This is a genomic window from Paenibacillus sp. GCM10027626 (genome assembly GCF_042676285.1).
Classification (GTDB): Bacteria; Bacillota; Bacilli; order Paenibacillales; family Paenibacillaceae; genus Paenibacillus_Z.
This window is the reverse complement of the sequence record NZ_JBHTHC010000019.1, coordinates 24,856-44,788: the sequence shown is the minus strand read 5'-3', so window position 1 is coordinate 44,788 and position 19,933 is coordinate 24,856. Positions and strand designations below refer to the sequence as shown.

The following is a 19,933-nucleotide window of genomic DNA, read 5'->3' as shown; positions in this document are numbered from 1 at the left end:
GCTGTGAACCTCCCGAAGGTGCACTAGCCGCGATGGTAATAGTGCCACCGCAACTTATGCCCGGTTGTAAGAGACTTACTTGATCGCTTCGTAAGCTTGCTTCGCCTCTTGCGTCACTTTCGTATAATCGGCGATATACTTGTCCAAGCCCGCATTCGTATACTCCTGGACAAATTTATCCCAGTTGCCGTTTACATCAAGCTCGCCGACAAAAAACTTAACGAAGTATTTGTCGCGAATGTCCTTAAGCTTCGTCTCAATTTTTTTACTCTCATCGCTTAACGAGGGAGTGTTGTAATAAAAGGGCAGCTCTTTATAAACTTCCTTCTGCCACGTCGCAATGATGCCTTTTGCATACGTGGATTCCTCCGTTATTCCCGCCCTTTCCGGGATAATATTGCGAACGGCATTTTTATGCGCTTCCATCCAGCCGTATTTCTCGTAATCAAACATCCCGTTGTCCGCCGAATAGGTCAAACCGTACATGAGCCCGTGCTCCCCGTTCATATTCCAAACGTCGGTCACTTTTTTCCACTCGCTCGGGTCGATTAATTGCCGGTTGCCCGCAGCATCCTTCGTATGGTGAACACCTTCGATGCCGTAATATTTGCTCGCTTGCCCTTCGCTGGACAAGGCCCATTCGACGAATGCGAGCGCCCGCTCCGGATCTTTGCTGCTCTTAGGAATGAAGATGACGTCGTTGATATTGAAAGCGGACGCTTCCACGACCTCCTGGCCGCCAGGTCCGGTCAGCGGGTGCGGGAGCAGCTGCACGTCCTTAGAGGTCGCTCCGGGATTCGCCTTCGCGAATTCCGTGAACATCCACTTGTACATCCCGTCATTGGAATTCGGCAAAGCCGTCGTGATGACAGCCGTTTTTTGCTGGGCAAAATCGTTCGTGCCGTGATAATAATTGTCTTTTGAGAACGCTTCTTTGTCGAACAATCCTTCCTTGTACAGATCTTGAAGCAGTTTCCATATTTTTTTGTTTTCCGGATTGATCGCATTGTCTACCCACTTCCCTTGTTCGTTCAGAGACATTCCGGAAGCGGTCGTGCCGTTCGTATTGAAGAAGATCTGGTCTAATTCCAGCGGGAAATTGGTGCCTTTGTAGTTCAAATATCCGAAGGGGATCATATTCGGTTTGCCTTGCTTGATCTCCCGCAACACTTGGATAAATTCGTCCACCGTCGTGGGCAAGGCAAGATGCAGCTCATTCAAAATCCGCATATTGAACAGCGGGCTTCCGTTCACATTGATGGCGTTGGAGCCGATCCAGACGCCGTACGTTTTGTTCGGGTCACCGGTATATTGCTGGTTGAAATATTTGAAGTCTTTGTCCTTGATCAGCTTGGCGAGAACCGGATATTTGCCCGGATTTTTGGCCACGATGTCCCCGATGTCGACAAACATGCCTTCCTTCGCTCCATCTTTGTACAGCTGTGAAGCTCCCGTCCACCAGAAGGGCAGGGAAACGATGTCGGGCGACTGGTCGGTGCTTAGGAGCAGCTTGATTTTTTCCATATCGCCCGTCAATAGCTCCAGATTGAGGTTGAATTTGTTATCGACAAAATTTTTGACCGGATCGTTTTTGATCCCCGCGATATTGTCCAGATTGATGCCTTGCTGGAACATCGTTAACGATACCTGCTTATTCCCAGGCGTCTGCGTGCCTTCCTCCCCGTTCCCTTTTTCCGCGGGCGGATCGTTCTTGCTGCACCCGAACGCAGTGAGCGCAAGCAGCAGCATTACAGCGATGAGTATCGCCTTACGGATTTCCGTCTTTCTTTTCATCCTTCTCGTTGCCTCCCTTGATTGTCTATTTATTTTACCGTCTTGCGACGAATAAAAGCGCAATCGCCTTATCCCTTTACAGCTCCAATCAGCATTCCTTTGGCAAAATACTTCTGCAAAAACGGATACAATACAAAAATCGGGATCAGCGCGATCATAATCGTCGTCATTTTCAGAGCGGTTGGCACCATATTTGTGTTGTAGCCGACGAGCGTGCCGAGCCGGTTCAAATATTGATTCGGATCGATCAGCAGCTTCTGCAGCACGACGGTAAAAGGCTGAAGCTCGATGCGATTGACGAAGATCATATACGTAAACCAGTCATTCCATATGTTTACGGCTGTCAAGAGAAACATGGTCGCGAACAGCGGCATGGATATTGGCATGATCACTTTGAAGAACAAGATCGCATCGTTCGCGCCGTCAATGACTGCAGCATCCTCCAATTCCACAGGGACGGCATGGGCAAAGTAATTGCGCATGAGAATAAAGTTCCAGATCGGCAGAAGATGCCCGATAATTAGCACAGGATACGTATTGTACAGGCCTATATTTTTGACGAGCAGGAAGTAAGGGATCAAACCCCCGCTGAAGAACATCGTCACCACCATATAAAAGTTGGCCGCACGCATCCCTTTGATTTTGGTTTTGGACACGCCGTAAGCCATCGTCCCCGTAATAAGCACGGATAGGAAAGCGCCGAGCAACGTCGTTGTCACGGAAACGAACATCGCCCGCTGAAACACAGCGCCTTGCAAGATCGTTTTGTAGTAGCCGAAATAAGGATTTACGGGCGGCAGCAGCGAAATCGCTTGCGTCGCACCGGAATCAGGGGAGCTAATCGATCCAAGAAATACGTACCAGATCGGATAAAAGCAAATAAGGCTAAAAACGGTGCAAAATAATAGTACAGCCGTATCGTACATCACAGAAGACATCCTGTATCTGCGCATCTTGGCATATCTCATCGTTGAAGACCTCTCTATTTGTGGTGAAGTTAAAAAATCCCGGTAACGTCCATTTTCTTAATGATTTTGTTTGTGACGATAATGAGTACAAGGCCGATCAAGCTAAAAATCAGTCCTAGCGCAGTAGCCATTTCGAATTTGCTTTCCAATAAGCCAGTGCGGTACAAATAAGTGGACAGAACATCTCCGCTATCCATCACAAGCGGATTGTACAGGTTGTATACTTGTTCGAAGTTCGAATTGAACATGTTCGCCACCTGAAGAATGAGCATCACCGCAATGGTAGGGCGAATACGGGGCAGCGTAATGTGCCACATCATACGCAGCCTGTTCGCCCCGTCCACCATCGCGCTTTCGTATAATTCCGGGTTGATCCCGGCCATCGAGGCGAGATAGACGATCGTTCCGAATCCGGCCGTTTTGACAATGCCCGTAGAAACGAGCACGGTTCGAAACCAGTCGTTGTTCGTCAAGAAATAAATTTTCTCGAACCCGAGCTTGCTGATGATGAAGTTGACCGGGCCTTCCGCAGGAGACAGAAAAATGCTGATCAACCCTGCAAAAACGACCCAGGAAATAAAATTGGGCAAATAAACGAATGTTTGAAATAAACGTTTCAGCGCCATGATTTTGATTTCATTCAACATAAGGGCCAAAAAAATAATGAACGTAAACCCGAAAACCAATCCGTACACGTTCAGAAGCACCGTATTCCACAACACTTTGTAGAAGTACTTGTCCTGCAGCAGCACGATGAAATTGTCGAAGCCGACCCACGGACTGCCGAGAATCCCCTTGCTCATTCGGAACTTCTTGAACGCGATCGTAATCCCGTAAATGGGGATGTAATGGAAGACGAACGTGTACACAAATCCCGGCAAAACAAGCAGGTAAATGAACAGATGCTTCCTGACATGCGCAAGTGTCGGGTTCAGCCTTGTTGTGAACGTTTTCATGATACCTCCTTTTCTCAATCAAGTGATGCTTTAACTATACCTCAGCATGTTTCGGGACATGTGGCCGATCTTCTGCCGAAAAGTGGGTAATTTTACGCTTTCGGCTGTTCCTCCGTCACCTTGGGAATGACAATCGTCACCCGGGTGCCCTGGTTCCGCTTGCTCTCCATCGTTACGCCGTAATTGTCGCCGTAATAAAGCTTGATTCTTCGATGTACGTTGTACAGACCGATCCCTGTACTGCTCGCGTGATGTTTTAATTGTTCCACGTCGACGGCGCCATCGGATTTCAACCCTACTCCGTCGTCAATTACTTTGAAGACAACAGCATCGTCCTGTTCGTAGCAATAAATGCTAATGTTGCCCTCTTCCTTGTTATGGATCCCATGCACGATCGCGTTCTCGATGATCGGCTGCAGCATAAGCTTGGGCATCAAGCAGGATAGCAAGCTTTGGTCGACGCTCCACCAGAAATGCACTTTGTCCCCGAGCCTGACTTTCTGGATATCGATGTAGGCGCGGGTATAGCGAAGCTCCCGATCAATCGGGATCAACCTGTTTTCCCGCTGAATGCCGAGTCTGAACAGTTTGGCGAGAGCCGATATCATATGGTCCGCTTGTTCCGTTTTGCCGCCCTTCACCATCCATTTGATCGATTCCAGCGTATTGTACAGAAAGTGGGGATTGATCTGGGCCTGAAGCGCGATCAGCTCCGCTTCCTTCTTCTCGTGCTCGAGCGACTTCTCCTTGGCGACCGATCGATAGATCGAATCGATCAGTTCCCGGATCCGGCTGGCCATATCCTGAAAGGCGAGCGCCAATTCGTCGATTTCATTAATATTCGTTTGCTCGTAAAAGCGCACCTGAACGTGACCGTCCCCAAATAAGCGCAGTTTCCTTCTCAGCTGCACAATCGATCGCGTCAGTCTGCCGGCGAGCGCATGGGCTACCAAAAGAACTGCGGCGGCAATCAGCGCCATCGTGTACAAATTGCTCGCCAGAATCTTCGCGCTGTCGCTCTTCACGATCTTGTCATCAATCTCCCCGACCACCATCCACGGTATCCGCTTGCACTCGGCCGTGACAACGAGACGGGTCCGGCCGGCGTTCGAGCGAATGCGTGCCTCCGCCCGTCCAAGCTGCTCCGGAACCCGGATATCCGCCTTGGTGCCGATCAGCGACTTGGAACTGTGGGAAATAATCGTCCCCTCCGCGTCCACGATATAAACGTTGCCGGGTACGTTCACTTCGCGATAGAGCGATTCTACGTTCGTTTCATAATAGGTCGTTTGCAAATACCCGAGCGGTTGCAGAAACGATCCGTCTTCGCGGATGCTTCGCACTTTCCGGATTAACCGGATAACGTTGCGGTTGTACTTGTCGACATCGTAGCCGAACCAGAGCGGTTGCCCGGCATATGCGCCGGCTCGCTCGCCGAGCAGCTCTCGGTTCGTAAAATAGGAAGTCGAAAACAGCTGCCGATAGCTGCTGTCGAACAGCGACGTCTCGAAGATATCGTTGCCGAGCGCAAGATTCGTATCGATTGTTATGCCGATCCGCTCGTGCAGCCGGGACGGTTCGGCGTTCGGAACAAACTGCGCGGCAAGGAAGCGTTGAACGTTCGGGTCGGTCATAATATTGGTCGAAATCCGCTCGTTCGTCGCGATGAAGGCGTCGATATTGCTTGCTGTCTGGGCGAACGTCTGGACGATCGACGCTTTTACTTTATTTTCCACGACATGCGAGGAAAAATAATGGAACATGAGGATGTAAGCCGACATGGGGATCGTAACGATCAGTACGAAATAAAGCATGACGATTTTCCTCATCCCCATGCTTCTCCCGTTTTTGAAGGTATATTCGAAAATATCCTGCGCCCTGTACTTTTGCGCGCTTCGTTTCAAACGATGCAGCGGCCTGACGATGTTTCGCGCCACGGAAATGACGAGCACGAACGAAATGAGCGAGCTGACGATAACTGCGCCGAAGACGTTGTTGCGGATATTCTCGATCGGTCCATATATGTCCTCCAGACTTCTGAAAGTCATATTGTACCAGTCGTTGTAGCGCGATTTCATGTAGAAAAATTGCATCTCGTTCTTGCCGGGCCTCAATATAAAATCGCCCTGTTCGAATGCAAGATTGTCCGCAATCCGGACATTCTCCCCCAGCTCCGTGTCGGAAGACCATACCACTCCGGATCGGCTGGCGATGAGCACCTTCTCATCCCGGAACATACGGTCTATCCAGACGGGACTCATGACGACGAACATCAGTCCCTGTTCCGCCCCGCCGTCGAGGAGAAGGGTGCCGAACGTGAAGTTGGGAAGCTTTTGTCCGAACAGAACGTCGCGGGTACCCGGAGCGAACAGATGTACATTCGTCTGCTCATTTCTGATCTTCCGGTAAACGTCCGAGCCGCTGTATTCGATTGCCGGGAGCGCCTCGATATCGGAGCTGACGCTGCCTGCCGGCGTAAACAGCTCGATCCGAACGATTTGCTCGTATCCGACCTTCAACTCGTTCAGCACGTTTCTCAGATCCCGTTCCGCTTTCATTTTGCTGTAGATCGTGCCGCTTGCCTTGTAGGCATCGAGCTTTGCGAGAAGCTCGCCGTTGCCGGCCAGGTTGCGGGTCACTTTTTCGATCTCCCCGATGGCGTACACGATTTGGTTATTGACCTGCTTCAGGTTGCTCTCGTCCATCTTCTTCGTCTGATCAAGGACGGCGGATACGGAGATCCGATAGGAAACGGAGCTAATCAGCACCAATGAAAGCGTTACCAGAAACAAGGAGAAAAGAAACAGATACGTTTTCAGGTTGAATTTTGCGCGCATGCTTTCACTCCCCGATTTGTACGATCATTTTGTCTGAGCGACCCATTCCTTCGGGTTCATCCCTTCATATTTTTTGAACAGCTTGCTGAAATGCCGGAAGTCCTCGTATCCAACTGCAACAGCAACTTCGTATATTTTCATATCGGCATTTTTCAACATTTGCTTGGCCTTGGACATGCGCACTTGCGTGAGGTAGCCGACGAAGGTATGGCCCGTCTTCTGCTTGAACAGGGCGCAGAAGTGGGAAGGACCCATAAAGATATGGTCGCATACTTCTTCAAGCGTTACTTTCCTGTCGTAATGTTCATGGATATAGGCTTTAGCCCGCTCGATAACCGGATCAACACCCTGTTCTCCGGCAATTACCGCCAAATATCTGATGACGCTCTCGCAAATGCCGCCTGCCCATGCCTTCAAATTCGGCAATGTTTCACAATCGACGATCTTCCTGATTTCCATATGAAAGTTTTGCTCGTGAATCTGTTTGAAGTCAACAGCTTTGTCCGCCAGTTTTACCGATAGCAGGACCATAAGCTCTACCGTTCTCATATAGATGAATTCCTCGTCGCCGACATTCAGCCCGGCCATGAGATCGAAGTAGCGGTCGAGCGACCGATTGAGAAGGAGGTCCTTGCACGACAGCGTATGTTCGACGATTTCCGTCATCAGTCTGTCGACCTCATCGCCGACGGATGCGGCACAGCCGTTTTCTTGCGCCCAATCCTGAATATGGACGATCGAATCCGGTCCGGAGAAAAATCCGACTTTCAACGCGAACGCCGCATCCTTCCATGACATTCTTATTTGCGGCAGCTCTGCAATCGTACTGCCGATTCCGATACGGATCGAAGTGCGCACGCCGCCTTCATCCCGTGAAATCGCGGTGTGCAAATTTAGCCTTATTTGCTCGGCGATGCGGCGCCAGACCGGTTGCGGAGATGAAGTTTTACTCATCAAAACGACGCCGAATGTCCGGGTATCAATGCTGAACACTTCCATTATTTGCGCCGTTGTCCCATCCGGTTCAATCATCCGCGCCATATCTTCCTCGTTGTTCATGAGCACTTCTGGCCACGATCCGGCATCGTTGCGAACATGCATTACCGTATAATGAGCCGTTGCCCCCCGGTCGCCCGACTGCAGGAACTGGTGCCGGGCAGCGTCCGGTTTCCCTTCAACGAGCGCTTGGATCGCCCCCCGCCGGGTCCGTTTCACGGAATGGTTCGATCCGTCGAGTTCGTTTTTCGCTCTGCGGAACAGATGCTCGATTTCTTCCGTCTCGGTTGGCTTGAGCAAATAGCTGAACGCCTGATATTCAATGCATTTCCTAGCGTATTCGAATTCATTGTACCCGCTTAATACAACAAATTTAATGTTCGGATAACGCTCCTTCGTCCAAGCGATCAGCTCGATCCCGCCCATAACGGGCATAACGATATCGGTTAGGATCAGATCGGGCAGCAATAGCGGGATTAATTCCATGGCATCCTTGCCGTTGCCCGCCTCCCCGACGACCTGAAAGCCATATCGCTCCCACGGTATTTGCTCCTTCAGGCCGTCTCTTATCACTTCTTCGTCCTCGACGATCAACAATCTGTACATGAATCATCCTCCGCCCTTGATGTACATACAGGCATGCTGGTACCGTTTGCCAATTCAAATGTACTATGTTTCGGTTGTCAGATCAATATGCGCCTCATTTCCGCGAACCTAATCGAAATCAAACCTTATATTGCTCCTGCTCCGCATTGCTATGGATACCTTCTCCTATGTTTCGGGCATGTGCAGCTGTGCATGATTTGGGCTCCACAAAAATGATTGTAGGCATATGCTGTATTGTGTTCCAGACGAAAGGAGATGTAAAGCAGTGTTATATCCTCATTACTCGCACTTCTACCAGCATCCGCATCAGTTGATGTACGAAAGTACGAAACGTTATCGGCAATCGAGCCTATGGTTGAACACGGCTTGGAGGAAGCGCAACTGATTTCGTTTGCTCATGCCTGAGGGAAGCCGCGGCCTTAGCTACTTGATGGGAAAAGGATACAACGGTCCAACCGCTCATCAAATTGTTGAGTCTTGGTGGCATGGCCAATAAAATCAAAAAGACGCTTCACCCGCCTTTTATGTAGCAGTTTCGGAAGTGTCTTTGTCGAAACAGGATTGAATGGTAAAGTTGCAAAGATGGATTTTCCTGGCAACAATTTATTTACCTTGTGCAGCAAGCAAAGACGCTGGCAGCGTTGATTTACGCGTTAGCCAGCGCTTTGCTGTCTTTCCTTATTTGAAAAATCGCGGCGGCGGCTTTGCCGTGAGGACAAAATAAGCTTATATAAGTTCTCCCAGCTTCTCCCTAATTTTTCCCCAGGCTCTTCCACCGCGTCGAATTCGACCTCTTTCAATTCGTTGTAGGAGCTGTCCAGCTTTTGTCCCTTCCACAAGCTTTCTTTACGGTCCGCTCCGCCCTCTTTATCAGCATATTCCAAGCACCGAAATACGTATAAGCGTGTCCGGAATCGAATCATTGCGGATCGCATTGTCAGCTTTTTTGACCCGGAAGCAAGGCCAATCAAGAAAGGCAAGCTAGCCAAAGGCACTGAGTTCGGTTACAAGGTGCGAATCGACGAGACGGAAAGTGGCTTCGTCACCTGGTATGCCGTGTATGCTGGAAATCCCTCAGACGACGAATTGCTCGTTCCCGCTATTGAAGCGCACATCAAGCAGTTCGGCAAAGCCCCGCAGGCCGTAGCACCGATCGCAGCTTCTCCAGCAAGAAGAACGAAGAGGCGATTACCGCACTCGACGTGAAGCGAGCCAGCTTGCCGAGAAAAAGTCAGAAAGGCGTTGCGCGAACGGAACAAGAAAACGGGAAATGGTTCAAGGGCCTGCAGGGGAGAAGCGAAGTTTAGTCTTCTCAAGCGTAAGTACGGTTTGAACCGTAGCAGGTACCGGGGCCTTGCTTACTCCAAATTCTGGGTTGGATTCCGAATTCTGAACCATAACCTGCAAAGAGCGGCAAAAATGCTCCAAAACTAAGACAGAGGGACAACAAGGCGGAAGTATGGTCCCCAAAACCAAGTGACATCCTCTGAGCTTGCTTCAGATTTCGACTTTTTCAGTAGTGATTAGTTACACAGTGCGCACCTAATTGGCCACATCCGCCGATTTTCACTGCAATAGTTGTCGCCCGCGCAACTTATGCACTACCTTGCCTCAGTTTTCACTGTATCTTTTGCAAGTATTCTTACCGTGCGGGTTTAAACATGAATTCGAAAGTAATGATACAAAAGTTGAATAAATCGCCCAAGGTATGTCTCAAAAGTTTTTGAGAACACCCGCTCTGTTCAAAAGACTATAAGTCTTCAAACGTCAACTCCCACAAGGAGCGTTCGCTCACCGATACCGCGGTCGCCCCCGCTTGCAGCGTTTCAGCCGCTTCCTCGGCCGTCTCGATCAGCCCGCTTGCTACGATTGGAATATGCTCCAATTGCTCCGAAAAATGACGGACCACCTTCGCTATCGCGCCCGGCATAATTTCAACAGCATCCGGTTGTGCCGATTGTGTCAGCGCTAAACTGCTGGACAACGCATGTGAATCAATAATAAACAGATGAAAGATTGCATACACCCCGAGTCGCTTGGCTTCCTTTATCAGATGATTTTTCGGCGTAATAATGCCGTCGGCGCCAACAAAATCGCGGATAAAAAGTACACTCTCCTTGTCTGCGCTGGATAGTCCCCGAATGAGATCAAGATGGACAAATGTCCCCTTGCCTCTCTCTTTAGCGGCCTGCACCATATGCTGCAGCTCACTGATTGATCCTCCCATAATAAATAGATTGGCCGCTTTGCTATGTAATGCTTCTTCCATATATTCCGGCGACCGGACAGCTGCAATTACCGGACTTTGCGCTAAACGATGCAATAACGCCACTGAAATCTGACCTCCTGACTAATGGCCTGGCACTAAACGAATTACGCGGTAACCGCCCGCGAAACCGGCTTGAGTGACGTACTGGTAGCTTTTGTCGCCAAACCGGTCATGATGGGCATTATGGACGTGGCCGCAAAAGCTGCCCAGCAAATTTCCGTATGGATTATCCCACATGAGACGATAAAAGGCCTTTGTCGTTTCAGTCGCTGACTCAACCATCCAGCGCTGCTGCTGCTCCTTATCCCAGCCCTCCGCAGCCAGCATAATTGGCGACTGCCAGTCGCGCATGACACTGGGCAGCAAGGACGGAATATAGATCGGAATATGCATAAACATCAAAGCCGGCAAGCCGCGCGACAGTTCTTGCTTTACAAAGGCCAGCTGCTCTTCGCTAATTTGATAAGTGCTGTTATCGACCGTAATAAGCAGTACCCCTTTAACTTCTTTCGCCTCGCATGCCGGATTCCCTCCTGTCAGCGGCTTGAACTTTGGATACTGCTCGCGGCGCGTTGCTTCTCCCCATTCACAACCGGGATACTCCCAATCATGATTGCCGAGCGTGTACAGCCAAGGCATAGGCAGTGCATGAAATTTGCGCTCCAGCAGCGCCAGATTGTTAACGGTCGCTCCATTGACCATATCCCCTGTAAACACGACGGCATCCGCATTAATCTCACAAGTGTAGGTCAGAGTGGCCTCAAATTTCAGCCGCGTATCCATGGCATCGTAATTGTACAGCCGAACGGATTCCGTCAAGGCAGCTGCACCATCGCGAATATCAGTCTCATTCATATGACTGTCCGTAATATGCATCAGAGTGACTGCATCTTGTAATCCTTCCACCCGAATAAGCGTCTGTTTATCATTGTGGTAAGGGAAAATATGTTCAAAGTTCACTCCAATCTCCTCCTCTTAATTTTTCATTTAACTCCGGCAGGTCTGCCACAATCAAATCCGCTTCCCGGTATGCGTCCCGTTCTACATTCTCCGCTTTCACCCAAATCGTCGCTAACCCGGCAGACTTGCCGCCGATTATATCCGTATTATAATTGTCGCCTACCATCACTCCCTGCTCGGGAGTATAGCCGCTCAACGCCAGCGCATAACGGAATAGATGGGGGGCCGGCTTGCCCACATACTCGGCTTTTATCCCTGATGCTGCCTCTACCGCGGCTGCCAATGCTCCTGTTTCCGGAACCTTTCTCCTCTCCCTACCAGGATGAGAAAGATCAGAATTAGCAGCAATAAGCCTTGCGCCCCGACCTACCGCATCTACGATCTTTTCCAGCTTGTCATATGAAAATGCTGTATCTAGCCCAACTACAATTGCTTCAAGCTCCTGATCTTCAAGTGAAGTAACAGCATGGCCCAACGATTGAAGCGAACTGTGCAATTCCCCGCTTCCTGCGACAGCTACACGCATTTCACCATATTGCTCTTTCAAATATTTTCCTGTCGCCTCTGTCGCAGTCACAATATCGCTTGCAGGAGCCTCGATCCCCATTATCTCCAGCTTCTTACTGATCTCTTGTGAAGAGTGACGCGAATTATTCGTAATAAACATCGCATGCCCGCCAGAACTTCGAATAGCCGTTAATATTTGCTGCGCTCCCGGTGCCGCTTGTTCACCAAAATACAGCGTCCCATCCAGATCAAACAACCACACAGCATAACGCAAATCCTTCACCATACCTCGCCCTCCCTTCCTTAATGAAACACAAAAAACTCCAAACGGAAACCAGACAGTAATTGCTGACTGTCTGCTGACCGTTTGGAGTTCCCTCTCGTCTCTGACTCCAATGCGATACTGAAATTATAGCATGGCTAATAATGGATGAACAAGTCATTGTTTGCTTGAATACCTGCAGAGCGAGCTACTCCTTGAGTCCTTGATACATAGCGTCCAGCAGCCGGTGCGTCTTGTCGCAGCTATATTCCCAGAACATGACCCCGGCCAGCTTGCGGCTTTTCACATAATCGCATTTATGCTGAATCGATCGCTCGTCCTCATAGGAAATGAAGCTTGAACCGTTAAACAGATAAGGCGCCTTGGCTTCATCGTCCCAGTAACGGACATAATTGTTCTTATTAATATACTCTGCAGCCAAGGCAGTGAAGTCAGGGCCGTATCCGCCTGTGCTTCCAGCCATCTGATGCAAGCCGTTGTCGCGATTTGGCACTTGATTCCACATACGGGAGTAAAAAGCCGCCCCGATCACGATCTTCTCTTTCGGAACTCCTGCCCGGATAAACAGGTTGACGGAAGCGTCCGTACTGATGCGGAACAAATCTCCGGTGGGCGTATACAGATTCGTATGATGACCGGTCAATATCTGGAATCCGCCGCGCATATCATAAGTCATCAATTGCACGAAGTCCAGATATTGCTGAACTTGCTCCATCTCGGTGCCATCGATATAATATTGGTCCGCTCCCGCGGCTATCGTCAGCAAATAATGCCGCCCATCCTGCGCGCCTTTCCGATCCAATGCCTCGCGCAGCGCCTTCAGCAGCAGCGTAAAGTTTCGTTTGTCATCAGGGCTGGAGGCAATTCCCGCTTCCCCGTAGCAAGGATATTCCCAATCGAGATCGATGCCGTCAAACGGATAATCATTCAATACACGCAGGGCCGAATCGGCCATAGCCGCTCTTCCCGCTTCCGTAGATGCCGCCTCAGAGAAGCCGCCCGCGCTCCAGCCGCCGACAGACAGAATCAATGTCAGTCCGGGATGCTCCTGCTTTATCCGCCACAGCTGGTTCGTATGCTGCAGATGGCCGGTGACAATTTCATCATTTCGAACATGGCCAAAAGCTACATTTAAGTGCGTTAATTTTTGCAAATCTTCCCCGGTCAAATCGGGAAGTTTGGAGTCGACAGCATATCCTGCCGCGATATAATTCCGCTTTTCCATTCCCAGTCCCTCCAACCTTATATGATGAGTCTTGTTCCTTAGGCGTACGCCCTGCTACTTCATCCGGAATACATGGGCAATCGGTGCGGGAGCTGTCCATTCTTGCTCCGGCAAACGAACGGCGATACCATCCTCCGTATGACGGAAGGGCAACTCGTCCGGCCCGCCGACCAGATCAATCCGGGAGAAAGGCTGCTGCACAGGCAGATGCAATTCTTCGCTCACCGCCTCATGCTCATCCCGGTACAAATAGAAGGCGTAAATCGTCCCGTCTTTTTTCGTAAAATGGCAGCGGCCAGACGAGTATGGCTCGCAAGTTCGTGTGCCATAGATCCCTTCGCCATAAATCTTCAACCATTCCCCCATCCCCTTCATCCGGTCAATGGCCGTTCTGGACAGCCGGCCGTCAGGCTGAGGGGCGACATTAAGCGCAAGATTGCCGCCTTTAGCTACAATCTCGATCAGCAGGTGAATTAACTGCCGCACAGATTTGTAGTTATCTTCATAACGGAAGGAGAAGGCGCTTCCCATCGTAATGCAGCTCTCCCACGGCACATGAAGCGCACGCTCCGGCAGCGTCTGCTCCGGCGTGATCAAGTTCTCGTAAGGCCCGCCGACCGTCCGGTCAGCCGACAGGAGCCATGGCTGGATTTTCCGCGCTTTTTCCACTACTTCTCCAAGCCGGATATTCTGACTGCGATAATCATTTACCCATCCCGCATCCAGCCAGAGCACATCAATACGGCCATAGTTCGTCATCAGCTCCATAATTTGCTCATGCGTAAATTGCACGAATTTCTCCCACAGCTCGGGATATTGCTGCGGATCGTAAGAAGGGCCGCGAGCGGTAAACGTCCCCCGCTCCATATCCGGCGCCCAGTAATAAGGCGTATGCCAGTCCGCTTTGGAGAAATAGGCGGAGATCGCCAGGCCCCGTGCGCGGAAAGCATCAAACAGCTGCTTGCAAATATCGGCATACTTGTGCGTATGGAACGGACAATCGGGAGCCGTAATCCGATAATCTGTCGTGCGTGTGTCCCACATACAGAAGCCGTCATGATGCTTGGTCGTAAAGTTTAAATATTTGAAGCCGTTCTCCGCAGCCAAATCCGCCCACAATTCCGGCTGAAACCGGAGCGGATTAAACGTTTTGTTCAAGCCGAAATATTGCCGCTTCAGTTCCTCTGCATCCACATCCCAGTCGATTTCATTGCGGGACCATTCCTCATCCTCATCAACTAATGCCCAAGACTCTACGACACCAAGCTGCGAGTATGGCCCCCAATGCATCATCAGCCCAAGCTTCTGGTCCTTGAACCATTCCAGACGCTCGAGCAGCAAAGGATCCGCCGGCTTTACCCATTTGTCCTCGCTGCTGTAATTGTGAATGCCCTGTTCGACAACTTGCTGCTGTTCGTCATTGCGATTCATTTCACTCATGATCATTGCCTCCTCAAAAAAATTGATAATATCATCTTTTTTTCTATATTTTGTAACCTATGTCCAAATGGTCAAATTACTGTTATGATTAATAGCGACTTGTTCTAGAGCAGGAGGTAGAAAGAATGTATCGGAATTATTTCAAATCCAAGCTATTCTTAAAATATTTCTTGTCTTACTTGTTTATTTTACTTGTTCCGCTTGCCATTATGACAGTATTTATTTATCAGAACGCCGTGAACAATCTCCGCTCCGAAATTGAACAATCCCGTCTGAACCAATTATCGCAGACGAAAGCCATCATTGACGGACGGATGAAAGAGCTGAGCGAAATCGCTTCCCGCGTTTCCTATGACCAGCGGCTGACCCCTTTTCGGGTCCATGATGCTTATTATAGCGGAGAAGCCATTCAAGCGCTCGATCAATATAAGGCGACCAGCTCGATTATCAGTGAAATGTTCTTATATTTTCACAAAGATCAGAACATCTATTCTGCCTCCGGCATGTCGAGCCTGGATGTCTTTACAGATCGTTTCAGCTTTCGCAATTGGCAACAAGAAAACGTTTACCGCGATCTTAATGATGTTAAATTTCCAACCATGTATCCATCCGATCTGGTCAACCGCGGCTCTCATCGGCAAGAGACGATGCTTGCCTACCTTGTTCCTATTAAACCGAACAGCCCTAACCCGCACGGAACGATCCTGTATTTGATCAAGGAAGCCGAGCTGATGAGTCTGATTGACTCGATTTTGGGGCAATATCAAGGAACCACGTATATTCTTGATAGCAAAGGTAACGTTCTATTGGACAACCGGCAGGGAGAAAAACTAATTATTAACGAGGCTAATTTGCTTCATGGCCTGACAGACGGCATCCATAATCAAAGACTGGACGGAAAACAACTTTCCGTTGTCTCTGTTACTTCAGAAACAAATGGATGGACGTATGCAACCGTTATGCCGACTGAACAGTTTTTTAGCAGCGTTGTCCATGTGCGCAGCATTATTATATTATTTTTCAGTATCATTGTGCTGGTCGGCGCGGCAATTGCCCTTGTACTTGCCAAAATGAACTATCAGCCCATCTCCACATTGGTCGATTATGCGAATACCGAAAGCAGGCCCCACAAGTCTGCAGCGGGCATTGCCAAGTCTGGCAATGAGCTGGATCATATCCGGACAGCGCTGCAGGATTACCGGTCGCGTGTCGATTTACAAGAGCCATATGCACGCAATCATTTGCTGTCCATGCTGCTCAAATACGGCAATGCCCAGCATTTGACGCCGGAATTGCAGGAAGCGCTGGATGTCCGCTTCGATCATGCGCATCATTTCGTTGCTGTAGTCGGATGGGGCGGATCAGAAGCCCGGGAAGATGAGCGTCAGGAACTGAGCGAGCTCTTTGCCCAAATCCAATTTCCGGAGCTGAATGCGCATGTCTATGGCGTAGAACTGGCGCAGCTCGACCAGCTTGCATTGATTATCAGCTTTGACTTGCGTTTGGAAGAAGCGCCCTTCGACCATGTTCGCCGCATTGCCGAAGCGATCCGCAGCAGCATGATGGAAAGCTTTAATCATACACCGATATTGGGAGTCGGTACTTGTTATCCAAGCCCGGATCAATTGAATCAATCCTTTATTGAAGCTTGCTCCGTATTTGAATTGCGGGCATCTGACGAGCCTGGAACCATCTCTTATTTTGAGCAATTGTCGTACGCGACAGATCATTCGTACTGGATTTCAAGCGCCACATTGATGAAGCTTTCACAAAGCCTAAAGCAAGGAAGCTACGATGTTGCCGCGCAAATCATCAGCTCATCCATTCAGGAGCTGAATGCTTCAGGGTTGTCGGTGCTGCTCAAACGCTGCATCTGCTTCGACCTTCTCAACACGATGCTGCGAGCCGCGGCTGAGCTCGGGATTCATACGTTGACGCATGAAGTAGCCGCATCGATGGGTAACAACCCGTTAAATGAAGAAATTGAAAGCGGGCTGCTCAGTCTCGCCTGCCAAATTTGCAACCAGGTGGAGCAGATCAATCAGCATGAAGAGCAGTCTCATATGGATAAGATCGTCGCTTATATCGACAGTCATTATAAAGACTATACGCTCAGTCTGGAGACGATTGCGGTTGAATTCGCCTTGTCGCCCTCTCATGTCAGCCGGACGTTCAAAGAAAAGACGGGAACTAACTTTACGCAGTATATCTGGCAAAAAAGGTTGGACGAAGTGCTGCACCAATTAAAAACGACGAACGAGCCGCTGAAAGATATCATTATTCAGGTTGGTTATCTGGATACGCCAAGCTTTATCCGTAAATTCAAGAAGGAAACCGGCTATACGCCTGGCCAATACCGCAAGCTTCATATGGAAAACGGACAAGCCGATCCCGCTTCTGATCCGGAAGAAGAATAAAATGCAGACGAATACCCGGCCATTTGTTTTCGTGACCGGGTATTTGTCCTGCTTGCTTAGAACTCCAGCTCTTATGAGCCTGTATTCCAACGATCGTAGGCCGCTTGATACAGCTCCGTGAGGCGGTCTCCGCCCATTTTCTTAACTTGGTTCACATACTTGTCCCAATTGTCCAGCGATTCCTGACCAGTAACGAATTTCGCTTCCATCTGCTTCACATACGTGTTCAGATCGGACAACAATGCAGACGCTTCGCTTTGTTCCTCATTGGTCAGATAAACGTTCGGATAAGGAGCCTTGCCAATCGGCACCAGCTTCTCTGCGTTTTCCTTGTCGATCCATTCGTCGAACTCGCTTCGCAGTCCTTTGGACAGCTCGCTAAGGTTGATTCCCGGCGTCAAAATGCCATAGTTCGGCGTAATCGTTCCGCGGTATTCCTTACGGTCGCCGCCGCCTGGAACCGGAAGCCATTCTTTCTCATGCGTTTCCTTGTTTTTATACTTCCAAAGCAGATTTTCCGGCCCTTGGCTAAATAAAGTTGCTCCGTCATAGCTATACAAGTAATCGATCCAGCGCATCGTCGCTTCCGGCGCCGGATTGCTGCTCGAAATGGCGAAGGTGCCGTTCTTCGAAATGCCCGGATGCATGCCGTAAACCGGGGAACCGGCAATTTCGCTTTTCACGGGCGTCATTAACGGATTATCCGGACTTGGCTCCCCGCCTAATGTGAAGTGGGCATTATAGTCGTTAAATAGTGCTACCCGGTTGTTTTTGCCTTTCGCCTTCTTCTGGTCATCGGTTTGCGAGAACGTCTCATGGTCAAGTAAATTTTCATTCCAGAGCCGATTCAAGAAGGTTAAATAGCCTTTATACCCCTCTTGCTGTGGAGTATAGTGCACCTTATGCTCCTTATCCACATAGATGACTTCATCATAAATGCCCCAGAAACCAAGGAAGTACATACGCAGATCATCCAGCTTCACAGAAGTAAGCGGAATTTCATCCGGCTTGCCGTTTTTGTTAGCATCTTCATCCTTCACCCGCTTCAAAAACGCATACAACTCATCGGTCGTCTTCGGCAATTCCGTCACACCCAGCGATTTCAAAAACTTGCCGTTATACCACATTGGGCCGCGGTACCAGACCGCCGCTTTATCAATGAACGGCAAAGCGTAAATATGGCCGTCCGGCGTCGTGAACGATTTGCGGATATCCGGGTTTTCATCGAAAATTTTCTTCAGATTCGGGGCATAACCGCCATCAATATAAGACTCCAGCGGTATCAGCACGCCTTGGGAGCCGTAGGTTACCTGCTCTGCCGCCTTCAGATCCGCTCCATAAAATATATCCGGCAAATCACCGCTGGCGAAGACAAGGTTTTTCTTCGTTTCAAAGCTATCGATCGGCGAGTTTTGGAATTGAAGCTTAATGCCTGTTAATTTTTCCATTTCCTGAATAACCGGCATTTTGTTCCAGTCGGCTACGCCGGCATCCTGCGACATCATTTTCAGCGTCAGCGGTTTGCTCACGATCGGAAAGCCTTCTTTGTTTACCCCTTCGGCTGTAGCTGAGGTTCCGCCTGCATTTGTTTTGTCCGCCCCATTAGATGGAGTCTTTTCTTCCGATGAAGCACAGGCTGCCATCACAGAAGTGAGCAGAGTTAAACTCATTAGAACTGCTGATGCTTTGCGTAGCTTTTTCATACCTGAAACCTCTCCCCGTTTAATGAAATTTTAATTTATGAGTAAGATCAGCCCTTAACGGATCCAATCATGACCCCTTGAACAAAGTAACGTTGCAAAAACGGATAAATCGCTATAACAGGCGCAGACGCTACAATAATTACCGCATATTTGACCAAAGCGGCTATCTCGGCCTTGTTATTCAGCGCCGATGCCGATGCCGCATCCATCATGCCGCCGCCTTGGGCCGCCATTTGCTGCAGGACAAGGATTTGCCGCAAAACAAGCTGCAGCGGGTATTTATCCGCATCGTTCAAATAGATGAGCGCCGAGAAGTAGCTATTCCAGTTGCCTACTCCGTAGAATAAAGCCATTACGGCAACAATCGGCATGGATAATGGCAGTATAATTTTGATAAAAAGTCCGGTATTCGTACAACCGTCGATCTGCGAGGCCTCTTGCAGCTCATTAGGGATCGAGGATTGGAAAAATGTACGGGATACAATAATGTTATAGATTGTCGCGGCTGATGGAAGAATAATGGCCCACATCGTATTTACCATGCCCAATTCCTTGACAAGTAAATAGGTCGGAACTAAACCGCCGCTGAAAAACATCGTGACCATAAACATAGCCATAAAAAAGTTGCGAAAGACAAAATCTTTCCGGCTTAGCGCGTATGCTGCTGGCAGCGTTACGAACAGATTAACGGCTGTGCCGACTACGGTGTAAAGAATCGTATTTCCGTAGCCTGTCCAAATGCTGGCGTCCTGAAAGACCCGTTCATAGCCTTCGAACGTAATGCCTTTCGGCAAAAGCCACATTTCACCTGAACTGACCAGCTTCGGATCGCTAATCGACGCACTGACCATATAGACTAATGGATAAAACACAATAAGGAAAGCAAGAAATACATAAACATAATTGCAAAACAAAAATATTCGATCGCGTTTTGATTCTTTAACGGCGCTTGTCATTGATGGATCCCCCTTT

The 19,933-nt window shown here is 49.4% G+C and carries 14 protein-coding genes and 1 pseudogene; 3 read left to right on the top strand and 12 right to left on the bottom strand.

The annotated features are described in order from the left end of the window. Window positions 1-75: 75 nt before the first annotated feature. The 5 genes from ACFQ0N_RS28405 to ACFQ0N_RS28385 form a co-directional block, all read right to left on the bottom strand. Window positions 76-1,794, bottom strand: coding sequence for an extracellular solute-binding protein (locus ACFQ0N_RS28405; RefSeq protein ID WP_379332778.1), 1,719 nt, complete (start codon window positions 1,792-1,794; stop codon window positions 76-78). A gap of 68 nt (window positions 1,795-1,862) precedes the next feature. After that, window positions 1,863-2,762: a carbohydrate ABC transporter permease gene (locus ACFQ0N_RS28400; protein WP_379332775.1), complete on the bottom strand. Its 900-nt coding sequence runs from the start codon at window positions 2,760-2,762 to the stop codon at window positions 1,863-1,865. 29 nt (window positions 2,763-2,791) lie between these two features. Then, window positions 2,792-3,718, bottom strand: coding sequence for an ABC transporter permease (locus tag ACFQ0N_RS28395; RefSeq protein ID WP_379332773.1), 927 nt, complete (start codon window positions 3,716-3,718; stop codon window positions 2,792-2,794). A 92-nt stretch (window positions 3,719-3,810) separates the two neighbouring features. Further along, window positions 3,811-6,555, bottom strand: a complete 2,745-nt coding sequence (locus tag ACFQ0N_RS28390) for a sensor histidine kinase (RefSeq protein ID WP_379332771.1) — start codon at window positions 6,553-6,555, stop codon at window positions 3,811-3,813. Window positions 6,556-6,579: 24 nt separating this feature from the next. After that, complete coding sequence (locus tag ACFQ0N_RS28385; protein WP_379332769.1) at window positions 6,580-8,157, bottom strand: response regulator transcription factor; 1,578 nt, start codon at window positions 8,155-8,157, stop codon at window positions 6,580-6,582. Between the two features lie 574 nt (window positions 8,158-8,731). On the opposite strand from ACFQ0N_RS28385, the gene ACFQ0N_RS28380 reads away from it, so the two are divergent. Both ACFQ0N_RS28380 and ACFQ0N_RS28375 read left to right on the top strand, forming a co-directional pair. Beyond that, complete coding sequence (locus ACFQ0N_RS28380; RefSeq protein ID WP_379332767.1) at window positions 8,732-8,881, top strand: hypothetical protein; 150 nt, start codon at window positions 8,732-8,734, stop codon at window positions 8,879-8,881. Window positions 8,882-9,390: 509 nt separating this feature from the next. Then, window positions 9,391-9,591: pseudogene (locus ACFQ0N_RS28375) on the top strand (transposase); the annotation flags it as partial. A gap of 316 nt (window positions 9,592-9,907) precedes the next feature. On the opposite strand, the gene ACFQ0N_RS28370 reads toward ACFQ0N_RS28375, so the two are convergent. The 5 genes from ACFQ0N_RS28370 to ACFQ0N_RS28350 all read right to left on the bottom strand — a co-directional run bounded on the left by ACFQ0N_RS28370 (window position 9,908) and on the right by ACFQ0N_RS28350 (window position 14,841). Continuing rightward, the gene (locus ACFQ0N_RS28370; RefSeq protein ID WP_379332765.1) at window positions 9,908-10,489 is read right to left on the bottom strand and encodes a glycerol-3-phosphate responsive antiterminator; all 582 of its coding nucleotides are present in this window, start codon (window positions 10,487-10,489) and stop codon (window positions 9,908-9,910) included. An 18-nt stretch (window positions 10,490-10,507) separates the two neighbouring features. Beyond that, the gene (locus ACFQ0N_RS28365; protein WP_379332762.1) at window positions 10,508-11,386 is read right to left on the bottom strand and encodes a metallophosphoesterase family protein; all 879 of its coding nucleotides are present in this window, start codon (window positions 11,384-11,386) and stop codon (window positions 10,508-10,510) included. Further along, window positions 11,376-12,179 (bottom strand): HAD-IIA family hydrolase, encoded by an 804-nt coding sequence (locus tag ACFQ0N_RS28360; RefSeq protein ID WP_379332760.1) that lies wholly within the window; start codon window positions 12,177-12,179, stop codon window positions 11,376-11,378. Before ACFQ0N_RS28360 ends, ACFQ0N_RS28365 begins: the two co-directional genes overlap by 11 nt. A gap of 184 nt (window positions 12,180-12,363) precedes the next feature. Then, entirely contained in the window at window positions 12,364-13,401 is a 1,038-nt protein-coding gene (locus tag ACFQ0N_RS28355; protein WP_379332758.1) for a glycoside hydrolase family 18 protein, read from the bottom strand. Between the two features lie 54 nt (window positions 13,402-13,455). Beyond that, window positions 13,456-14,841, bottom strand: coding sequence for an alpha-L-fucosidase (locus ACFQ0N_RS28350; RefSeq protein ID WP_379332756.1), 1,386 nt, complete (start codon window positions 14,839-14,841; stop codon window positions 13,456-13,458). A gap of 125 nt (window positions 14,842-14,966) precedes the next feature. On the opposite strand from ACFQ0N_RS28350, the gene ACFQ0N_RS28345 reads away from it, so the two are divergent. Then, entirely contained in the window at window positions 14,967-17,258 is a 2,292-nt protein-coding gene (locus tag ACFQ0N_RS28345) for a helix-turn-helix domain-containing protein (RefSeq protein WP_379332754.1), read from the top strand. Window positions 17,259-17,329: 71 nt separating this feature from the next. Here ACFQ0N_RS28345 and ACFQ0N_RS28340 read toward each other — a convergent pair whose 3' ends face one another. Both ACFQ0N_RS28340 and ACFQ0N_RS28335 read right to left on the bottom strand, forming a co-directional pair. After that, a complete protein-coding gene (locus ACFQ0N_RS28340; protein WP_379332751.1) occupies window positions 17,330-18,961 on the bottom strand; it encodes an extracellular solute-binding protein in 1,632 nt (543 codons plus the stop codon). A gap of 47 nt (window positions 18,962-19,008) precedes the next feature. Further along, window positions 19,009-19,917 (bottom strand): carbohydrate ABC transporter permease, encoded by a 909-nt coding sequence (locus ACFQ0N_RS28335; RefSeq protein WP_379332749.1) that lies wholly within the window; start codon window positions 19,915-19,917, stop codon window positions 19,009-19,011. Window positions 19,918-19,933: the final 16 nt, after the last annotated feature.

Coding starts and splice junctions, on each gene's coding strand:
- ACFQ0N_RS28405 (WP_379332778.1), bottom strand. CDS start 1,794: ATGAAAAGAAAGACGGAAATCCGTAAGGCGATACTCATCGCTGTAATG.
- ACFQ0N_RS28400 (WP_379332775.1), bottom strand. CDS start 2,762: ATGAGATATGCCAAGATGCGCAGATACAGGATGTCTTCTGTGATGTAC.
- ACFQ0N_RS28395 (WP_379332773.1), bottom strand. CDS start 3,718: ATGAAAACGTTCACAACAAGGCTGAACCCGACACTTGCGCATGTCAGG.
- ACFQ0N_RS28390 (WP_379332771.1), bottom strand. CDS start 6,555: ATGCGCGCAAAATTCAACCTGAAAACGTATCTGTTTCTTTTCTCCTTG.
- ACFQ0N_RS28385 (WP_379332769.1), bottom strand. CDS start 8,157: ATGTACAGATTGTTGATCGTCGAGGACGAAGAAGTGATAAGAGACGGC.
- ACFQ0N_RS28360 (WP_379332760.1), bottom strand. CDS start 12,179: ATGGTGAAGGATTTGCGTTATGCTGTGTGGTTGTTTGATCTGGATGGG.
- ACFQ0N_RS28355 (WP_379332758.1), bottom strand. CDS start 13,401: ATGGAAAAGCGGAATTATATCGCGGCAGGATATGCTGTCGACTCCAAA.
- ACFQ0N_RS28350 (WP_379332756.1), bottom strand. CDS start 14,841: ATGAGTGAAATGAATCGCAATGACGAACAGCAGCAAGTTGTCGAACAG.
- ACFQ0N_RS28345 (WP_379332754.1), top strand. CDS start 14,967: ATGTATCGGAATTATTTCAAATCCAAGCTATTCTTAAAATATTTCTTG.
- ACFQ0N_RS28340 (WP_379332751.1), bottom strand. CDS start 18,961: ATGAAAAAGCTACGCAAAGCATCAGCAGTTCTAATGAGTTTAACTCTG.
- ACFQ0N_RS28335 (WP_379332749.1), bottom strand. CDS start 19,917: ATGACAAGCGCCGTTAAAGAATCAAAACGCGATCGAATATTTTTGTTT.